We start from the raw sequence: 19666 nt of genomic DNA on the forward strand, positions 1-19666 counted from the left end.
GCGTCTGCTCTTTTTATTTGTTATAACTAAAGTAGTTGATTGAACCAAATCATGAAATTGAACGTTATCTATATAAATTCGTAAAGAGGTGCATTATGAAACATAAACTTTTAATTTCAGCTTTATTTTTTTTCGCTTTTCCTTTTAGTGTCCACGCCCATACTCATTTAGAGAATTCCGATCCTGATGAGGGAGAAAGTATAACATCAGATGATTCTGTTATAACTTTAACGTTTGATTCGCCTGTCCAGGAACCTAATGAGATAACGATTTCGGAAGAATCTGGCGGTGAAACTACTATAGAGGATATTACTCATTCAACTGAGAATGTTATAGAAATCCCAATACCCGAAGATTTAGAGGGAGGGGATATCAATTTATTCTACAGCATTGTTGGAGAAGATGGGCATGTTATGGAAGAAGAGCTTGCTTACACCTATGAAGAAATAGAAGAAGAAAATGAAAAAGAGGAAAATGAAGGTGATTATGAAACAGAGTCAGAGGATGAAACCACTGAAGATACTGAGGAGAATAATGAGGTGAATGAAAGTGAGAGTGAAGCTGCGGGAGAAGAAGAAAGCGGATCGAATTCCTGGCTTCTCCCTGTAATCGCTGCAGGGTTAATCGCTGTGGCTGCTATTGTCTTTCTATTTACCAGGAAGAAGTCATGAGCTATGCATTAACCAACGGTCTGATTTATGTATGTTTTGCTATAATCTTTGGAGGCAGTATTCTTGCCCTGATCCCAAATGTTCTTAAAGTGGAAGTTACATTATCGAGAAAAACGCTGGTTATGGCAGGAGCTCTAGTGCCGGTCCTGGCAGTGGTTCCAGTCTTAATTTTAACCGGCAATGTAAATAAGTATCAAGACTATGGAGTCGTATCCAGCTTTTTATTTGTTGTACAGGAGATCGAGACAGGGCGTGCGTGGACGGTTCTGCTTGTGTTCAGTATTCTATATATAATTATAATGGCGTTTGTGAAAAACCGTGTGGCTGTATACACAGCTGGTCTTTTTCTCGCAGTGGGAATGGTTTTAACCCAAAGTATAGTAGGCCATGCAGCTAATATGGCAAGTTATCCTGGAGCCTTATCCCATACAGTCCATATGGCAGCTGTCAGCTGCTGGGCAGGAATCTTACTAGTGGTTAGCTGGTTCTCAAAAAACGATGATAACTGGCAGGCATTTATTGACTGGTTTACCTTTATAGCTATAGGTTGTATTTTCATGCTGTCGTTTACAGGTCTCTTTATGAGCTTTACTTTAACTGACGGCATCGTTCAGTCGTGGGTAATGCCTTATGGGCAAGCCTTGTTAATCAAGCACTTGTTCTTTCTTATTCTTCTTCTTTTCGCTTTTATAAATGGTTTTTTAATAAGAAAGAAAGTGAAACAATCTTATACCTTTTCACCTCGTAAATGGTGGAAGGCAGAAAGTGTCATTGTGCTTGCTGTTTTCGGTCTGACTGGATTCATGAGTGAAACAGAGCCTCCACATAACGCTGTTCAGACAATGAGTAATGAAGACTCCTCTATTCTTTTTCGAACTTTTGCCTCCGTAGACGCGGGAAACGATATTTATTTAAGTCCTGATTTAATGAGTGTTTTCTTTTTCTTAATATCATTCTTATTTATCGTTCTTACGATTCTTTTGTTCTCTAATCGCAATTCTGCAGGGGGCGCTCTGCTAATGAGTGTTCTTGCTGTATTCAGCTTGTATATCGGTCTTATGAGCAGCTTAGAAAGCGATGAAGTGAATACTGCGGAGAATGTTTATTCCGTTCTGGTACATGCATTGAAAATTGTGGCATAAGTTAATAAAAAGAGCATCGCACATTTACGTTGTGGTGCTTTTTTTGCTAGTATAGAATCAGCTAGTAGAAATATTTTACACAGAAGGGTGAATGCGATGAATGTAAGGGCACGTTTCGTCGCGATCATAGTGGTGCTTGCCGTTCTCATAGGGGCCGCCGGGTCGTATGTCGGAATTCAATACTTCGGAACAACATCAAATGATAATTCCGATCAAACTGCCAACGCTGATCAGGACGCAGAGAATTTTGCAAGTTTATCTGAAGATGAACAGAAAGAGTTTATTGAAGGGTTATCAGGCGGGGAAGACATAGAAAAGGTGGAGCAGGCCTTTAGTGTTATTCAAGACAATTCTTTAGTTGAAGCTGATAAGGACCAGCTGATAGAAGGAGCAATTGAAGGGATGCTCGGTACGCTGGATGACCCTTATAGTACTTATATGGATCAGGAAACCATGAAAGAATTTGATCAATCGATTGAGTCTTCTTTCCAGGGGATCGGGGCAGAAGTAAGCATGGTTAATGAAAAAGTGACTGTAGTAGCCCCTATTAAAGGATCACCGGCCGAAGAAGCAGGTCTTAAACCAAATGATCAAATTCTTGAAGTAGATGGGGAAAGTGTCGAAGGTCTTGAACTTTATGACGCCGTATCGAAAATCCGCGGAGAAAAAGGGACAGAGGTGACACTTACTGTTGAACGTCCGGGTTCCAGTGATCCGTTAACGGTGGAATTAGTAAGAGACGATATTCCTCTTGAAACTGTGTATACCGATACAAAAACAGTAGATGGGAAAAAAGCTGGCGTCATCGAGATTACCTCCTTCTCACAAGAGACCTCTAAAGAGTTTGAAGAGGCGTTGAACGAACTCGAAGGGGAAGATATCGAGGGACTGGTTATTGATGTGCGTGGTAACCCTGGAGGACTGTTTACTGATGTGCAGGACATTCTCGAACAGTTTATAACGGATGAACAGCCTTACGTTCAAATTGAAGATAGTGAAGGCGAAGTTAGTGAATATGCTTCAGAGTTAAAAGAAACAAAAGATTACCCTATTACGATTCTGCAGGATGAGGGAAGTGCATCTGCTTCAGAGATTCTCGCTGCAGCAATGAATGAAGCAGGCGGATATGATGTAGTAGGTACAACAAGCTTTGGAAAAGGAACGGTTCAACAAACGATTCCTATGGGGGATGGAAGTACGATCAAGCTGACTCTTTATAAATGGTTGACTCCTGAAGGGAATTGGATTCATGAAGAAGGGGTAGAACCTACCGTTGAGCAGAAGCAGCCTGAATATTTCTACACGAACCCGGTGGAGATAGAAGAAACCTTATCGTTTGATGACAATAATGAACAGGTCGAGAACGTTCAAATTATGCTCGAAGGAATGGATTATGACCCTGGGCGTACAGACGGATACTTTAGTGAGGAAACTGAAGCGGCTGTTTCAGAATTTCAGGCTGATGAAGGTATTGAACAAACTGGTGAAGTCAATGAAGAAACAGGCGGCCGCATCCAAGAGATAATTGTTGAGGAAGTTCGAAGTGATGATAATGATCGTCAAATGAATAAAGCGTTAGAAGTTTTGTTCGAATAAGCAGGAATTGAAGTGTTTTTCTCGAATATAAGTCCGTAGTCCAATGACTGCGGATTTTTTCGAGAGAACGGAGAAGGGAAGGGAACTTGTGGAGATTTGGTTAAACGAAATATGGAGAGGTTTTATTAGGCTTGGTATGCAGCCTTTACTTTATTGGTCGATATTATTGCTGTTTTTAATTTCAGTACGGAGAATGAAACAAGAAAGAAAACGTTTTGGCACTCGTGTGTATGATATTTTTACTGAAGGTCGCAGTACGTGGAAGATTTCTTTAATTTCAGGACTTTTTTTATCCTTATTCTTAATAGGAGCTGGAGTAGTATTACCCTATGAATTTTTTCTTTTAGTTGCAGCCGTGTCCATTCTTTTTAGTCTGCCGCTGAAATTGAGACTATTGTCGCCGGTCTATACGGTGGGGGTGACGATTGTTTTTCTTTATTTCCTGCCATGGATTCCAGAAGGAGAGGTACCTGAGTCTTTTATTTCTAACCTGACCTCTGTGTCTCTCCCTGCACTAGCTATATTAATGAGTTTACTCTTTATTATTGAAGGAATAATTTTAACTAAAACGTCTTCAAGACGTACGTTTCCTGAACGTATCGTAAGCTCTCGAGGAAAAAAAATCGGCCAGCACCGTGTTAAGAAAATAGCTTTGATTCCAATGGCTTCTTTATTCCCGTCAGGAATGATCGAGCCTCTGGCCCCATGGTGGCCGGTCTTCGACATAGCTGGGTCTGCTTATGGGATAGTCGTTTTCCCTATATTGCTCGGGTATGAATGGATTGCTCGTGCTCAATCTCCTAAATTTTCAGCAATTACGTTAGGTAAACAAACCATTGGAATCGCTGTGCTTACGATGTTTACTGCTGCAGCCAGTATTTATATTCCATTGCTTTCAATAATTGCTGTAGGGATAGCGGCAGTGGGAAGAATTATTATTTATATGCTCCATAAGAGCAGGGAAAAAAGTAAGCCCTATTTTACACAGGATCATAGAGGGGTCAGGATATTAGGCACAATTCCCGGGAGTCCGGCAGATGAAATGGATTTACTTCCTGGGGAACTGATTGTAAAGGTGAATGGTATTCCTGTGAAGTCAGTGCATGAATTCTATGAAGCTTTACAAATCAACCGCGCTTTTACTAAAGTGGAGGTTCGGGATTTCAGAGGAGAAAACCGCTTCGAGCAACGGGCCATGTATGAAGGAGATCATCACCAATTAGGCCTTCTATTTGTGGAAGAGGCTTCTTATGAATCTGCTGCTTTATAAATAGATAGACCCTCCAAAGGAACCCTCATTTAAGAGGGTTCCTTCTTTATAAAGAATAAAACAGTTAAAGTCACACGCCTTATTTTTTGAATATTTAATGAAAAGTCCTGAATCTTAATGAAAATGATTCTCAAATTCATTGACACAAAGCAAATTACCTTCTAAACTAAAGAGAGTTAAAACTAGATATTCTTGCACATAAATTTTTTGAATATATATGAAATTATACTTACACCACCAGGCAAACGGGGCGTTTGTAAAAGGAGAGAGACTAGATGGAGTCACTATTGGCAAATAATCTGACATTAGGGTATGGAGACCAGGTAATTATTGATTCCTTAGATATTAAAATACCTAAAGGTAAAGTGACTGTGTTAATTGGCGGTAATGGCTGCGGAAAGTCAACTCTGCTTCGGTCGCTGGCTCGTTTACTTAAACCTAAATCAGGTGAGGTTATCCTGGATAGCTCGGATATCTCTAAGATGAGAACAAAAGAAGTCGCTAAGAAAATGGCCATTCTGCCTCAAAGTCCGACGACGCCTGAGGGACTCACAGTTTATCAGCTTGTAAAGCAGGGACGATATCCTTATCAAAGCTGGGCTAAACGGTGGTCAGCCGAGGATGAAGAAGCGGTCACAAAAGCTTTGACGGATACAAATTTAACAGAATTGAAGGATCGGACCGTTGACTCATTGTCAGGAGGGCAGCGCCAGCGGGCATGGATTGCTATGACACTTGCTCAAAATACTGACTTACTGCTGCTGGATGAGCCCACTACCTATTTAGATATGACGCATCAAATTGATATTCTCGACCTTCTGTTTGATTTGAATCAGGATAACGGACGTACGGTAGTTATGGTATTGCATGATATTAATTTAGCCTGCCGCTATGCTGATCATATTGTAGCAGTTAAGGATAAGGAAGTTTATGCCCAGGGTAAGCCTGAAGATGTAGTCACATGCGAGCTTATGCAGCATGTTTTTGAAATGAATTGTGACGTGCGTCAGGATCCTTTATTTGGTACACCGATGTGTATTCCTCATGGGAAAGGCCGCTGCTTGATTAAGGAAGCTCAGGCTGAGGCTCAAGCACAGCAGCCAACAAAAACGGTTGTTATATAAGGGAAACACTAAAGCCCCTCCAGATTGAACTGGAAGGGGCTTTTTAAAGTTTTTCTCCAGGTATTGAATTCAAGTTATTGATCGTGTAGTCCGGCTCAACCCCGAGACGGGGCCACGGCAGATTATGCCGGTTTACCCATGCAGTGTGAAACCCATACAGAGAGGCTCCTGCAACATCCCAGGGGTTACTGGAGAAGAATAGAACTTCTTCTTTATCTGCACCTGCCTGTTCAGCAGCATATTGGTATGCATGTGGATGAGGTTTGTAAACTTTCGGATCGTCGGCACTTAATAAGGAAAATGAATCACTTAGCTTATTATTTTGAAGCAGAGGTTCCAGCATAGACTTTGTACCGTTAGAAAAAATGGTGAATGGAAGGTCCGGATACTTTTCTTTTAAAGAATGAACTTCTTCGTAAGGAATTAATTTTTCATATTGCGCCATTAAGGCCGAAATAATATCATCCCCAAATTTCACGTCACTTTTCAGTAAAGCATCTTTTAAAGCCCATCTTGTTATTATATCGAACGGAATATAACTGTCAGCTAGTTGGCGGACCATAAAGTAGTGAATCTGACTGCTGCGCCACTCCTGGCTGATTTGTTTACCCTTGTCAGGAAAAAAATCATGGATGGCCCTGCCGACGGAATGAACATCAAATAAGGTGCCGTACGCGTCGAAAACAAACGCTTCATACTTCATCGTAATTCCTCCTCTAAGACTTCCTTTTTCCCTTCCAATCATTCAGGTAAACCGGCTAAAGATGACAGAGCAGGCAAATAAGAGTACACTAGAACATGATTTCTCAGGATAGTTCACAAAAATTTCAGAGGGTAAAGCCTTATGATCCCTCTATTTCGTGATATGATTTGATAGTAAGAATTTTAAACGATTGATTATATACAGAGGAAGGGTAAGACGATGAAGAAATTTTCAATTATAACAACGGTCGTCACGTTTATTGCACTTATCCTTGGGAATTTAGTAGTAGCTACAAATTCAGGGGATGCGTGCGGCGCGACTTGGCCTGTATGTAACGGTCGGGTTTTTCCGGACTTCACAAATTATCATATACTCATCGAATATTCTCACCGCTTAATGGTTCCTTTATTAGCCGTGTTGACATTAATTAATGCGGTAGGTGCTATTACAAAGCATAGAAATAGAAAGGCGGTCGTTGTCCTTGCGCTCTTGAGTTTAGGGATGCTTGTCTTTCAATCAGCCGTAGGGGGATTAAACGTATTACTCGGCACTCCGCCTGGATTCACTACGTTAGACGTTACATTTAGTCAAGTCCTGCTGCTTATTCTCGTGCTGCTCAGCTACAGCCTGCATGAAACCAAAATTGAATTGAATCAAGTGAGCTGGTCGACTGTAAGTATGAGCTACAGAGCGTTCGTACTAGGCTTTATAGTTTATGTAGCTCAAGTTATATTGGGGGCATTCTTTAAACACAGCCGTGCCAGCAATGTGCTGCTTGATATTCCGGCTGCTGAATATTTGATTCAAAGTGAATCCATTTCAAATATGATTTATTCTTTGCATTGGGTAGCTACAGTAGTTATTTTTGTCGCCGCATTATGGTACGTCATTTATGCTACAAAATTTAAGTATCATAAGTTGTTAGCCTGGGCTTATTTGATTACTATTCTATTAAATGCGGTTGTTGGATTTGTGATTGTAATTACAGGTAATGTTATCCTTGCCTCTTCTATTCATATGATCGTTTCTACAGTGACGATGGTCATTGGAGGTATGATCCTGGGAGGATACTGGTTTAAGCTTCAGAAAAAAGCGATAAATGCATCATAATTCTAAGTGTAAATTTCAGAAAAGCTTTGAAGAAATCAAAAAGTGTGGATGGATTCTTCCCTGAGTAACAACATTAAAAAACTTTATTTGAGAAAAATCTGCATTTAGGAAAACTTCCAAAATGCAGACTCAGGCTGTCGAGAAAGTCTCGACAGCCTGATATTTTGATTTCTTTTATTTTTCACCGCGTTCATTTGTTATCCTATAGATAAGAATCTGTTTAAGCGGTGATCTTTTGTTTCAGTCCAGAAAAGAACGACAAAATGAAATGGAAATCGTAACGATTGAAGAGCTTGTCCCGGAAAATCACTTACTCCGTAAGATTGACCAATACATAGATTTCTCTTTTATCCCCGAAAAAGTTCGAGAGCAGGCGTTACTGACGGCTGCCTGCCAGAACATGAAAAAGATTGCCCTTCACCTAACCAAGGTGAGTTAGGTGAAGGAGAGTTTTTTTAGGTGAAGGCGGTCAAATACCAGGAGACTCCTGCGGAAAAACGGGCGATCCGAGACCCCGCAGTGGGGTTTTCACGAGGAGGCTCGGGCGTTCGTCCGCGGAAAGCGAATGGTATTTGTCCGCACGGGCGCACAAAAAAAGCTTGTAGTAAAACACAGGGTTTCTCTACAAGCCGAGGCTGCATTTAGGAAAACTTCCTAAATGCAGCCTTTTTCATTATAAATTTCCAGCTGTAAATAAAATTCAAATAAAATGTTATCATGCACATGAGACTGTGTTCATTATTGGAATAACTCACGAATTTCATTTTCACTTAAGGACGTCAGCATAGATTCCCCAGGCTGAATGATTTGATCGACAAGGTCACGTTTTTTCTGCTGAAGCTGAAAGATTCTCTCTTCGATCGTTCCTTCCGAAATCATCCGTATAACCTGTACGACTTTCTCCTGACCAATTCTGTGGGCACGGCCCGCGGCTTGTTCTTCGATTGCAGGGTTCCACCACAAATCATATAGAATTACCGTGTCGGCTCCGGTTAAATTTAGTCCTGTACCTCCTGCCTTTAGAGAAATAAAGAAAGCGTCTTTCTCTCCTTTATTAAAACGGTCGACCATTTTAACTCTTTCATCGCTTTTCGTACCGCCATCCAAGTAAAAAGCACTTGCTTCACCGGCTGTAATTTCGTCGTAAAGGATCTTAAGCATGCTGGCAAACTGGGAAAAGATTAACACCCGGTGTCCGCCTGCCTTCAGCTCGTTCATTAGTTCCTTCAACTGCTCAAGCTTCCCTGATTCTCCGTCATAGTTTTCTAAGAAGAGCTTGGGATGACAACAGATTTGCCGAAGGCGTGTTAACCCCGCCAATATTTCAAGTTTTCCACGCTGGAGACCTTTCGTAGCAATGGTCTCGTTCACTTCAGATTGAATTTTTTCTAAATAGGCAAGGTAGACTTCTTTCTGGTTTCTAGTCAGCTCAGAATATTGTACTGTTTCAATTTTGTCTGGGAGCTCTTCAAGCACTTCTGTTTTCATTCTTCGTAAAATAAAAGGTCTAGTCATACTAGCGATTTTTTCAGGCTTCATTTGAAGAAACTTCTTCTTGCTCGTATATAACCCCGGCATAATTGTACGAAACAGTGACCAAAGTTCATTTAGTGAGTTCTCAATTGGCGTGCCGCTTAAAGCAAATCGGTGTCTGGCTTTTAAGCTCCGTACCGCCTGCGACGTTTTCGTTGATTCATTTTTAATAGCTTGAGCTTCATCCAATAGCATTGCATGGAATTTCCTATCCTCATATAAATGGAGATCCTGGCGCAGCAGCGGGTACGATGTAATAAAAATATCAACGTCTTCCTGAAGTTGAGCTCTGCGGGAGACAGGATCTCCGGTAATCACTTGAACGGAAAGCGATGGAGCGAATTTCTCCAGTTCTTTCTTCCAGTTGTAGACTAGTGAAGCCGGGGTTACGATAATGACAGGATCAGCAAGCCCTTCGTTTTCTTTTTCATATAGAAGAAACGCGATACTTTGAACAGTTTTACCAAGTCCCATATCGTCTGCCAAAACTCCTCCAAGTCCATAAGTGGCCAGCGTCTTCAGCCATCGGAATCCCGTAAGCTGATAGTCTCGTAAATCAGCATCTAAATTATCTGGAGGATCAATATTAAAGGATTGAGGAGACTGCAGTCGTTGTACTAATTTCGTGAAACGTTCATTTTTCTCCTGGTCTTGTAAAGAAAGAGCATCGTTAACCTGTAAACTGCGTATCTTTGATACCTGGAGACTTGAGTGGTCTACATCTGATGCCGCTAGATCCAGTTCCTCTGCAAAATGTTGAAAACGTTCAAATGATTCAGTGGTTAAAGAAAGAAGTGCGCCATCTGAAAGACGGTAATAACGTTTTCGTTCAATCGACGCACGCAGAGCATTTGTTACATCTTCCTCAGATATTCCGTCAATTCCAAAATGTACATCCAGCCAGCTGCCGTCGCTGTTAATATCGACGGTCGGCACCAGTTCCCGGTCTTGTTCCGATATTAACGATTTGACCGAGCTTGAAGTAAAAACTTCGGCTAACTCGTTAAGCTGTGGCAGATACTCAGTTAAAAAAAGGTGTAAAGCATCGTCATCTTCAAGATACACTGTTTCTCCGTCAAACTTAAATTCAGCTTGTTCAATTACGTGAATAATGTCCTGCTCTGTTTTTCTGTCACGTTGAATAATATATTGATGGGCTTCGTGATTTTGAAAAGGAGACAGTGTGTGATTGCCATAATTAAATTTGACATCAATTGTTAAAGCCCATTGTTCAAAGTCGAGATAGACGACTGCTTTTAAGTCTTCTTGAACGATTTTAGATTGAGCTTTACTGTCAAAGTTGATTTGAGCAATAGAATTCAACTCAGGCAGCACGTAAGAGACGATGCCTTCCATATCCACCTGACTGACTGTGTGGTTCCCATTTGAATTGTAAGGAAGGAGAGAGTATAGGGTTTGAATCACTTCTTCCTTTTCTGGTTCAATCGAATAGAACGTACCCTCTTTGTGTAAGAGGTGATAATCCTTCAAGTATTCATACTGCTTCAGCTGATTCATATGCAGGTGATACCGCCCTCGTTCTTCTGCTACATAAAAAGAAATCTCAGGAAAATCCTCTTTAATTCTAAGCGGCCCTTTCGACTGCCCGCGTTCGACGACTTCACAAAATTGTGTTTGAAGCTCACTTAGCAGTTCTGCGGTATTAGAAGGGGGAAGTGTCAATATACGCTGCTCTCCCGCGCTCCAATGACGGTCGTAAAATAATTCCTGCTCGTAGTTTTGGCAAAGGTGTTCGATAATTTTACGATCTTTTTCTCCAAAAGTATGCTCTGTGGGGTCATACGTAAACTTTTTTGATATTTGATAGGGCGTTTCCTGCTGTATATGTTGAAGCAGAGCCCTTATATCTTTAATTACATAGGCATAGCCCTCTCCGAGCTTAATTTCTATCCCCAGATTCTTGCTGCCGAGCCAGGATTGTACATGGACATAATAGTGAACATTCAATGCTTCTTTATGTGAATCGTAATAGCGGCTTTCCTGACGATCTCTGAACGTTTCAAACAATCTCATAGCAAATACACGATCTATTTGATTGTCTTTACTTTCAGCAGGTTCTGCACTATGAGTTTCTTTAATATTCGGAGTTGCTTCAGTTATCGCCCGTTCTCTGATGGCACAAAGGACCGCTGCAATATGCTTGCATGTATAATACTTTTCATAAGCTGGACATTCGCACCTGGCTTCAAGGTCTTCATCTTCAAAAAAGAAAACGCGTACTTCATAATCATGAGTACCCGTCACAACTGCGCGCCATGAACGAATAGCGCTGTTATGGGTGAGGCCGTATACTTTCCCCTGGTTGTAATATTGCTCCCCTCTCGTATAGAAGACAGACCCGGTTATTTTCTTTATATCGTTTGGTTGTAAAAGGTATGACTGCATAGCTTGCATCCTAACTAATCTTTTTTTTTATTATAACAGGATTGTGGTCTATTTATCTGCCTGAATCTTTTGCTATTTTTCCCCGACCATAAAAAAAGCATACGTTGGTGCCCTTGCAGGAGCTTTCGATTATTGATTTTACTTCTGTCTTATGCTAACTTTCAAGTTAGAGAGTTTTTAATTCGATCAGCCGCTCATTTTGAGGGAGCGGCTTTTGTTATGGAGTGAACATGCCGATGTAAAACGTATATCCTATCCAATACTTCGAATCCGATAAAATTATATAATATGGAGGATATGACGATGACGATACAAGAAGAAATGAAAAAACGCCGCACGTTTGCTATAATTTCCCACCCGGATGCCGGTAAAACAACGATGACTGAGAAGATGCTTTTATTCGGAAACTTAATTCGGTCTGCAGGTACTGTGAAAGGAAAGAAAACCGGTAAGTTTGCAACATCCGACTGGATGGAAATTGAAAAGCAGCGTGGTATTTCCGTTACCTCAAGTGTAATGAACTTCCCTTATCAAGGATATCAGGTAAATATATTAGATACGCCCGGACACGAAGATTTCAGTGAGGACACGTACCGGACGCTTACAGCTGTGGACAGCGTAGTGATGGTCATTGATGGTACGAAAGGGATCGAGGCTCAAACGCTGAAGTTATTTAAGGTGTGTAAGATGCGCGGAATCCCGATTTTTACATTCATTAATAAAATGGACCGGGAAGGACGGGAGCCGCTGGAGCTGATGGAGGAAATTGAGTCTACCTTAAATATCGAAACTTACCCTATGACATGGCCGGTCGGAATGGGTAAAAGGTTTATGGGTGTATTCGATCGGGAGAACGACCAATTTGTGCGTTATACAGGGAACGAGGAAGAAACGTATATTCCTTTTTCCGAACTTAATAACCATCCGGATTTAACAGAAGACCCTACTTATCAGGAAGCAGAGGATGAATTGATGCTTGTTGATGAAGCAGGTGACGGATTTGACCTGGATAAAGTAATGAAAGGCGACCAAACTCCAGTATTCTTTGGCAGCGCCCTGGCTCCTTTTGGAGTGGAAACTTTCTTTAACACGTTTATCCGCTATGCTCCAGAGCCAGCTTCCCGTCGTTCCACAAAGGGTGTCGTCTCACCAGAACATGAAGAGTTCTCAGGTTTTATCTTTAAGATCCAAGCCAACATGAATCCTCAGCACCGTGACCGGATTGCGTTTGTCCGTATTTGCTCCGGGAAGTTTGAACGGGGTATGAATGTGACACTCTCCAGAACTGGAAAAGACTTTAAGCTTGCTCAGTCCCAGCAGTTTGTAGCTTCTTCCCGTGGTACTGTAGAGGAAGGATACGCGGGCGATATCATTGGGATTTATGACCCTAACGTCTATCGGATCGGGGACACAATCGTTACTGGAAAGCAGAATTTCGAATATGATGAGCTTCCGCAATTCCCGCCGGAACTTTTCAAGAAAGTAACTGCCAAAAACGTGATGAAATCGAAGCAGTTTAAAAAAGGGCTGGAGCAGCTTGTACAAGAAGGAGCCATCCAGCTGTTTAAACATTATCACTTTGAGGACTACATTATCGGGGCAGTCGGTGAGCTTCAATATGAAGTATTTGAATATCGGATGAAGAATGAATACAACGTTGAAATCGAGCTTACATCAATTGGGGAGAGGATCCCGCGCTGGCTTCGTGAAGATCAAGTGGATGAGTCTATGTTTGATGACCGGAATATGCTTGTAGTGGATCGCGAACAGAAGCCGTTAGTTTTATTTAAGAATGATTTTTCTCTCCGCTGGTTCCAGGATAAACACGAAGATGTTGAATTAATTGATTTGTTTGAAGTGAACAAGTATGATCAATCGTACGAATAAGTAGATGGAAAGCCTAAGGATGAAATTTCCTTAGGTTTTTTCAGTTTATGAAGAAGCCAATGCTTTTTCGCTCTTGTAGTGAATTATTAAATCACAGCCAGCCAGATAATAAAATACGCAAGTAACCTACTGGAGAAAAATTTTCTTTTAAAATCCAGATGCGAATGTTTGTTCGTTTCATGTTAGAATGGTAAAATATTGTGGTAAACTATTGGAGAACTAATGTAGATCGGAGGATTGTGAAAATGAACAATCAATTTGAATTAGTTTCTGAATATGAACCTCAAGGCGATCAGCCTCAAGCGATAAAGGAACTCGTAAAAGGAATTCAAAACGGTCAAAAGCATCAAACCTTACTTGGTGCCACTGGTACGGGGAAGACTTTTACGATGTCGAATGTGATTGAACAGGTAAATAAGCCTACATTAATTATTGCTCACAATAAGACGCTGGCCGGCCAGCTATACAGTGAGTTTAAAGAATTTTTCCCGAATAATGCGGTTGAGTACTTCGTCAGCTTCTACGATTATTATCAGCCTGAAGCCTATGTACCTCAAACCGATACGTTTATTGAAAAAGATTCAAATATAAATGATGAAATTGATAAATTGCGTCACTCAGCAACCACGTCTCTTTTTGAACGAAATGATGTCATTATTGTAGCTAGTGTATCGTGTATATATGGTTTAGGTTCACCTGAGGAATACAGCAGTCAGGTATTATCCCTGCGTCCCGGTATGGAAAAGGATCGTGATGAATTGCTGCGTTCCTTAGTAGATATTCAGTATGCCCGTAACGACATAGATTTTCAGCGTGGGACGTTCCGTGTGCGCGGCGATTCAGTCGAAATTATTGTCGCCTCCAGAGAAGAGCAGGCGATTCGCGTGGAATTTTTCGGAGATGAAATAGACCGGATTCGGGAAATTGATGTGTTAACTGGAGAAATTGTCGGGGAACGAGAGCATGTAGCTATTTTTCCGGCTTCCCACTTCGTTACCCGTGAAGCGAAGCTGAAACGAGCAATTGAAAATATTGAACAGGAAATGCTTGAACGGGTTAAAGAACTAAAAGATCAGAACAAGCTCTTAGAAGCTCAGAGATTGGAGCAGCGTACCAATTATGATTTGGAAATGATGAATGAGATGGGCTTCTGCTCAGGCATTGAAAACTACTCCCGTCACTTAACCTTCAGAGAAAAAGGAGCCACCCCTTATACACTTATGGATTATTTTCCAGACGATTCGCTGATTATGATTGATGAGTCTCACGTAACACTTCCTCAAGTCCGCGGGATGTATAACGGTGACCAGGCGAGAAAACAGGTACTTGTGGATCATGGTTTCAGACTTCCATCAGCACTTGATAACCGCCCATTACGATTTGAAGAGTTTGAGAAACATATTGATTTCATTACGTACGTTTCAGCAACTCCTGGACCTTACGAACTAGAACATACGCCAAAGATGACAGAGCAGATTATACGTCCAACCGGCCTGCTTGATCCTGAAATAGAGATCCGTCCGATTCATGGTCAAATTGACGACTTAATCGGTGAAATTAATAAACGTCAAAAGCGTAAGGAAAGGGTTCTGGTAACAACACTTACTAAAAAAATGTCAGAAGACCTCACCGATTATTTAAAAGAGATTGGTATTAAGGTCGCTTATCTGCATTCTGAAATTAATACAATGGAAAGAATTGAGATTATAAGAGACCTTCGCTTAGGTAAATACGATGTTCTCATTGGTATTAACTTATTAAGAGAAGGTCTGGATATCCCTGAAGTTTCACTTGTATCGATCCTCGATGCTGACAAAGAAGGATTTCTGCGTTCCGACCGGTCTCTTATCCAGACTATTGGAAGAGCCGCACGTAACGAAAACGGCAGAGTTATTATGTACGCTGATAAAACAACGGCTTCGATGCAGTATGCCATAGATGAAACATATAGACGCCGTGAAAAGCAGATTGCTTATAACGAAAAGCATGGAATAACACCGAAAACGATTAAGAAGGAAGTACGTGATTTAATTTCAGCTACAACTGCAGCAGAAGAAACAGAGTCTTATGGAACAGAGAAGAAACCGTCTGAAATGACGAAAAAAGAGCGTCTCGAGTTAGTTGATAATTTAGAAACCGAAATGAAGCAGGCGGCTAAGGACTTAGACTTTGAACGAGCAGCAGAGCTGCGGGATGTAATTCTTGAATTAAAAGCGGAAGGATGATGACCGTTATGGCCAGTAAGAACATTAGTATTAAAGGTGCACGGGCGCACAATTTAAAAAATATAGATATTGATATTCCTAAGAACAAACTAGTGGTTATGACCGGTCTTTCTGGCTCGGGGAAATCGTCTTTAGCGTTTGATACCATTTATGCTGAAGGACAACGCCGCTATGTGGAGTCGTTAAGTGCGTACGCGCGCCAGTTTCTCGGCCAGATGGACAAGCCGGATGTAGATTCCATTGAAGGGCTTTCACCGGCCATCTCGATTGATCAAAAAACGACGAGCAAGAACCCGCGTTCTACTGTCGGAACTGTCACAGAAATCTATGATTATTTACGACTTCTCTATGCGAGAGTAGGGCGTCCAACCTGTCCTAATCACGGAATCGAAATTAGTTCGCAAACGGTACAGCAGATGGTGGATCAAGTTTTAGAGCACCCTGAACGCACGAAGATGCAGATCCTTGCTCCGGTGGTTTCAGGGCGTAAGGGAGAGCATGTTAAAGTTTTTGATCAACTGCAGAAAGAGGGTTACATCCGTCTGCGTGTAGATGGCGAAATGAGGGAGATTTCCGAGGAAATAAAATTGGAGAAAAATAAAAAGCATTCAATAGAAGTGGTCGTTGATCGAATTGTAGTAAAAGAAGGTGTGAAAGGTCGTCTTTCTGATTCGTTGGAAACAGCGTTGAAGCTTGGAGGCGGTCATGTTCTAATCGACGTCATTGATGGAGAAGAGTTAATGTTCAGCGAGCACCATGCCTGTCCGATATGTGGATTTTCAATTGGTGAACTGGAGCCCCGCATGTTTTCCTTTAATAGTCCATATGGAGCTTGTAATCGGTGTGATGGTCTTGGAACCCAGCTTGAGGTGGACCTTGACCTTGTAATCCCTGAATGGAGTAAGTCACTTAAGGAGCACGCTATAGCATCCTGGGAACCGACAAGTTCACAGTACTACCCTCAGCTGCTTCAAAGCGTAGCGGATCATTATAACATTGACATGAACACACCTGTTAACGACCTCCCTAAAGATCAGATGGACCATATTTTATACGGAAGCGGAGACGAAAAGGTACAATTTCGTTATGAGAATGACTTTGGGAAAGTTCGGGAAAATGAAATCTTTTTTGAAGGTGTGATTCCAAATATTTCGCGGCGATATCGTGAAACAGGCTCTGATTATATTCGTGAACAAATGGAAAAGTATATGGCGCAGAAGCCTTGTCCGAAATGTAATGGAAACCGGTTGAATGAGGAAGCATTAGCTGTATTAGTCGGAGGTAAACATATAGGTGAAGCGACAGAGGCCTCTGTTACCGAAGCTAAAGCATTCTTTGAATCATTAGATTTAACAGATAAAGAAAAGACGATTGCCAAAATGATTTTAAAAGAAATTTGCGAGCGTTTAAGTTTCCTGGCCAATGTAGGATTGGACTACTTAACGCTGTCAAGGTCCGCAGGTACTTTGTCAGGTGGAGAGGCGCAGCGAATCCGTTTGGCCACTCAGATCGGGTCAGCTCTTACAGGGGTTCTATACGTGCTTGATGAACCTTCGATTGGACTGCATCAGCGGGACAATGACCGCCTGATTAATACACTCAAGAGAATGCGAGATTTGGATAATACGCTTATTGTGGTTGAGCATGATGAAGATACGATGTTAGCTGCCGATTACCTTATAGATATCGGTCCTGGCGCAGGAGCCCATGGCGGAGAAATTGTTACGCAGGGTACACCAAAGCAGGTGATGCGAAGCGGTAAATCGCTCACCGGGCAGTATTTATCCGGTAAAAAATTCATTCCGCTTCCTGCTGAACGGCGTAGACCAGATGGCCGCCATTTGACTATTAAGCAGGCCGAAGAGAATAATTTAAAGAAAGTAAATGCAAAAATTCCCCTCGGCCTGCTGACAGCTGTAACCGGAGTTTCCGGATCTGGAAAAAGTACGCTGATTAACGACATATTATACAAAACACTGTCAATGAAACTCCATAACGGGAAACAAAAGCCCGGCAGGCATAAGGAGATTCAAGGGATTCATGAGCTTGAGAAAGTGATCGACATCGATCAGTCTCCTATCGGACGAACGCCGAGGTCAAACCCTGCTACCTATACCGGAGTATTTGATGACATCCGTGAAGTTTTTGCACAAACAAATGAAGCTAAAATAAGAGGGTACAAAAAAGGACGCTTCAGCTTTAACGTAAAGGGCGGACGTTGTGAAGCATGCCGGGGAGACGGAATTATTAAAATTGAAATGCATTTCCTTCCGGATGTTTATGTTCCGTGCGAAGTTTGTCATGGCAAGCGTTACAACAGGGAAACGCTTGAAGTTAAATATAAAGGTAAGAGCATTTCAGATGTATTAGGTATGACCATTGAAGAAGCACTGGAGTTCTTTGCGAACATTCCGAAAATCAAAAGAAAAATGCAGACTGTGGCTGACGTGGGCCTTGAGTATGTGAAGCTGGGGCAGCCGGCAACCACCCTGTCAGGTGGAGAAGCTCAACGCGTGAAGCTTGCGAGTGAACTTCACCGCCGCTCAAACGGGAAGTCCTTTTATATTCTTGATGAACCCACCACCGGGCTGCATGTTGACGATATATCAAGACTTTTAAAAGTCCTCCAGCGGCTGGTGGATAATGGTGATTCTGTTCTAATTATTGAACATAGTCTTGACGTTATTAAAGAAGCAGACTACATTATTGATCTCGGTCCTGAAGGCGGGGAAAAAGGCGGACAGATTATTGCAACCGGTACACCGGAAGAAGTGGCTGAAGAGAAAGACTCTTATACAGGAAAGTATTTAAAGCCCATTCTCGAACGAGACCGCAAGCGAATGAGTGCAAAAGTTAAATCCAAAGAAAAGGTTGCCAGCAAGTAGATGCTTTGACGCAGGCTGATGAATTAAGTATCGTTAAACAAGAGACGTTTAACGGGAGGAATTTTTGAAATGAAAGCAATTGAACAATCTGTTGTACAGGAATATATTAATAAGTTTGCGAATAAAGATGTGTATATTCATTTAGAAACAACTAATGGTGCCTACGCGAGTCATTTTGATGAAAAAGCATACAATGTGGGTGCTTTTATTCGTAACGCTCAAGTAAATTACCAGCATGGTAAAATTGTAAGTACCGGCGGTTCGTTTCGTGTTGGTTTAAAACTGGATTTAGGCTGGGTATACGCAGAAGGTCTCAGTGATTTTGAATTTGACGAACACGGCCGGTTGTTGATGGCCGGCCATGATCGTGAAGGCCGGTTAATGGTAGCACTCGAAATTAGCGAAAAACCATTTACGCATGAGGCTGAAGAAGATGAATCATAAACAAAAGCATTTGCTGGTTATCTTTCCGCATCCTGATGATGAATCTTTTGGGGCTTCAGGTACTATTTCAAAGTTTCGTGATGAGGGAGTGCCTGTAACATACTTGTGTGGAACTTTAGGCGAAATGGGCAGGAACATGGGCAGCCCTGTATTTGCCAATAGGGAAACATTGTATAATTTCCGCAAAAAAGAACTTAATCAAGCAGCTCGTAATCTGGATATTAACGTGGAGCTCTTAGGGTACAGGGACAAAACTTTGGAGTTCGAGCCGTCCGAGGAATTAGCCAAACATTTAAAGGATCGAATAGAACTGCATAAGGCCACAACCATCATTACCCATTACCCTGGATATGGAGTTCATCCTGATCATGATGCGCTGGGAAGAGCGGTGGTGAAGGCAGTGGAGATGATAGAGCCTGGTTTCCGCCCCGAAGTGTGGATGCATGCAATAAGCAATGATTCTGAGAAAGATCTGGGAGAACCCGATTTTATTTTTGATATTACCCCCTACTGGGAGAGAAAAGAAGCTGCGATACGTGCTCATTTATCCCAGGCCGATGGTATGATGAATTTAATTGAAGAGCAGGACCAGGCTTCTGAACACTACCAAAGGTTAAAAACTGAACAATTTTACCGCTGGATTTTTCCCACAGATTGACGTTGAAGACAC

The 19666-nt window shown here is 41.7% G+C and carries 14 protein-coding genes; 12 read left to right on the top strand and 2 right to left on the bottom strand.

The features are described 5' to 3' along the window. Positions 1 to 95 precede the first annotated feature (95 nt). The 5 genes from LF822_RS14355 (at position 96) to LF822_RS14375 (ending at position 5803) form a co-directional block, all read left to right on the top strand. Positions 96 to 671 (top strand): copper resistance CopC family protein, encoded by a 576-nt coding sequence (locus LF822_RS14355; RefSeq protein ID WP_253924753.1) that lies wholly within the window; start codon positions 96 to 98, stop codon positions 669 to 671. Then, on the top strand, positions 668 to 1813 hold the full coding sequence (locus tag LF822_RS14360; protein ID WP_253924754.1) for a copper resistance D family protein: 1146 nt from the start codon (positions 668 to 670) through the stop codon (positions 1811 to 1813). The genes LF822_RS14355 and LF822_RS14360 overlap by 4 nt, the downstream gene beginning before the upstream one ends. Positions 1814 to 1909: 96 nt before the next feature. Continuing rightward, positions 1910 to 3409: a S41 family peptidase gene (locus LF822_RS14365; RefSeq protein ID WP_253924755.1), complete on the top strand. Its 1500-nt coding sequence runs from the start codon at positions 1910 to 1912 to the stop codon at positions 3407 to 3409. Between the two features lie 88 nt (positions 3410 to 3497). Next, complete coding sequence (locus LF822_RS23125) at positions 3498 to 4679, top strand: PDZ domain-containing protein (protein WP_253924756.1); 1182 nt, start codon at positions 3498 to 3500, stop codon at positions 4677 to 4679. A gap of 275 nt (positions 4680 to 4954) precedes the next feature. Further along, on the top strand, positions 4955 to 5803 hold the full coding sequence (locus LF822_RS14375; protein WP_253924757.1) for an ABC transporter ATP-binding protein: 849 nt from the start codon (positions 4955 to 4957) through the stop codon (positions 5801 to 5803). Positions 5804 to 5846: 43 nt separating this feature from the next. Here LF822_RS14375 and LF822_RS14380 read toward each other — a convergent pair whose 3' ends face one another. Beyond that, positions 5847 to 6506: a haloacid dehalogenase type II gene (locus LF822_RS14380; RefSeq protein WP_253924758.1), complete on the bottom strand. Its 660-nt coding sequence runs from the start codon at positions 6504 to 6506 to the stop codon at positions 5847 to 5849. Between the two features lie 219 nt (positions 6507 to 6725). On the opposite strand from LF822_RS14380, the gene LF822_RS14385 reads away from it, so the two are divergent. Further along, positions 6726 to 7616 carry a COX15/CtaA family protein gene (locus LF822_RS14385; RefSeq protein ID WP_253924759.1) on the top strand — a complete coding sequence of 297 codons (891 nt, stop codon included), beginning with the start codon at positions 6726 to 6728 and terminating at the stop codon, positions 7614 to 7616. 235 nt (positions 7617 to 7851) lie between these two features. Beyond that, positions 7852 to 8055 (top strand): hypothetical protein, encoded by a 204-nt coding sequence (locus tag LF822_RS14390; RefSeq protein WP_253923501.1) that lies wholly within the window; start codon positions 7852 to 7854, stop codon positions 8053 to 8055. Positions 8056 to 8354: 299 nt separating this feature from the next. Here LF822_RS14390 and LF822_RS14395 read toward each other — a convergent pair whose 3' ends face one another. Continuing rightward, positions 8355 to 11555 (bottom strand): DEAD/DEAH box helicase, encoded by a 3201-nt coding sequence (locus tag LF822_RS14395; protein ID WP_253924760.1) that lies wholly within the window; start codon positions 11553 to 11555, stop codon positions 8355 to 8357. A 303-nt stretch (positions 11556 to 11858) separates the two neighbouring features. On the opposite strand from LF822_RS14395, the gene LF822_RS14400 reads away from it, so the two are divergent. The 5 genes from LF822_RS14400 to bshB2 all read left to right on the top strand — a co-directional run bounded on the left by LF822_RS14400 (position 11859) and on the right by bshB2 (position 19654). Continuing rightward, positions 11859 to 13442: a peptide chain release factor 3 gene (locus tag LF822_RS14400; protein WP_253924761.1), complete on the top strand. Its 1584-nt coding sequence runs from the start codon at positions 11859 to 11861 to the stop codon at positions 13440 to 13442. A 245-nt stretch (positions 13443 to 13687) separates the two neighbouring features. Then, positions 13688 to 15667: an excinuclease ABC subunit UvrB gene (uvrB, locus tag LF822_RS14405; RefSeq protein ID WP_253924762.1), complete on the top strand. Its 1980-nt coding sequence runs from the start codon at positions 13688 to 13690 to the stop codon at positions 15665 to 15667. An 8-nt stretch (positions 15668 to 15675) separates the two neighbouring features. Beyond that, entirely contained in the window at positions 15676 to 18552 is a 2877-nt protein-coding gene (gene uvrA, locus LF822_RS14410) for an excinuclease ABC subunit UvrA (protein ID WP_253924763.1), read from the top strand. 69 nt (positions 18553 to 18621) lie between these two features. Next, the gene (locus LF822_RS14415) at positions 18622 to 18996 is read left to right on the top strand and encodes a YojF family protein (protein ID WP_253924764.1); all 375 of its coding nucleotides are present in this window, start codon (positions 18622 to 18624) and stop codon (positions 18994 to 18996) included. Further along, positions 18986 to 19654: a bacillithiol biosynthesis deacetylase BshB2 gene (gene bshB2, locus LF822_RS14420; protein ID WP_253924765.1), complete on the top strand. Its 669-nt coding sequence runs from the start codon at positions 18986 to 18988 to the stop codon at positions 19652 to 19654. Before LF822_RS14415 ends, bshB2 begins: the two co-directional genes overlap by 11 nt. The last annotated feature ends 12 nt before the right edge of the window (positions 19655 to 19666 follow it).

This window comes from Halobacillus sp. A5, from assembly GCF_024189315.1.
In the GTDB taxonomy this organism is placed as follows: Bacteria; Bacillota; Bacilli; order Bacillales; family Halobacillaceae; genus Halobacillus_A.

Coding starts and splice junctions, on each gene's coding strand:
- LF822_RS14355 (WP_253924753.1), top strand. CDS start 96: ATGAAACATAAACTTTTAATTTCAGCTTTATTTTTTTTCGCTTTTCCT.
- LF822_RS14360 (WP_253924754.1), top strand. CDS start 668: ATGAGCTATGCATTAACCAACGGTCTGATTTATGTATGTTTTGCTATA.
- LF822_RS14365 (WP_253924755.1), top strand. CDS start 1,910: ATGAATGTAAGGGCACGTTTCGTCGCGATCATAGTGGTGCTTGCCGTT.
- LF822_RS14375 (WP_253924757.1), top strand. CDS start 4,955: ATGGAGTCACTATTGGCAAATAATCTGACATTAGGGTATGGAGACCAG.
- LF822_RS14380 (WP_253924758.1), bottom strand. CDS start 6,506: ATGAAGTATGAAGCGTTTGTTTTCGACGCGTACGGCACCTTATTTGAT.
- LF822_RS14385 (WP_253924759.1), top strand. CDS start 6,726: ATGAAGAAATTTTCAATTATAACAACGGTCGTCACGTTTATTGCACTT.
- LF822_RS14395 (WP_253924760.1), bottom strand. CDS start 11,555: ATGCAGTCATACCTTTTACAACCAAACGATATAAAGAAAATAACCGGG.
- LF822_RS14400 (WP_253924761.1), top strand. CDS start 11,859: ATGACGATACAAGAAGAAATGAAAAAACGCCGCACGTTTGCTATAATT.
- uvrB (WP_253924762.1), top strand. CDS start 13,688: ATGAACAATCAATTTGAATTAGTTTCTGAATATGAACCTCAAGGCGAT.
- uvrA (WP_253924763.1), top strand. CDS start 15,676: ATGGCCAGTAAGAACATTAGTATTAAAGGTGCACGGGCGCACAATTTA.
- LF822_RS14415 (WP_253924764.1), top strand. CDS start 18,622: ATGAAAGCAATTGAACAATCTGTTGTACAGGAATATATTAATAAGTTT.
- bshB2 (WP_253924765.1), top strand. CDS start 18,986: ATGAATCATAAACAAAAGCATTTGCTGGTTATCTTTCCGCATCCTGAT.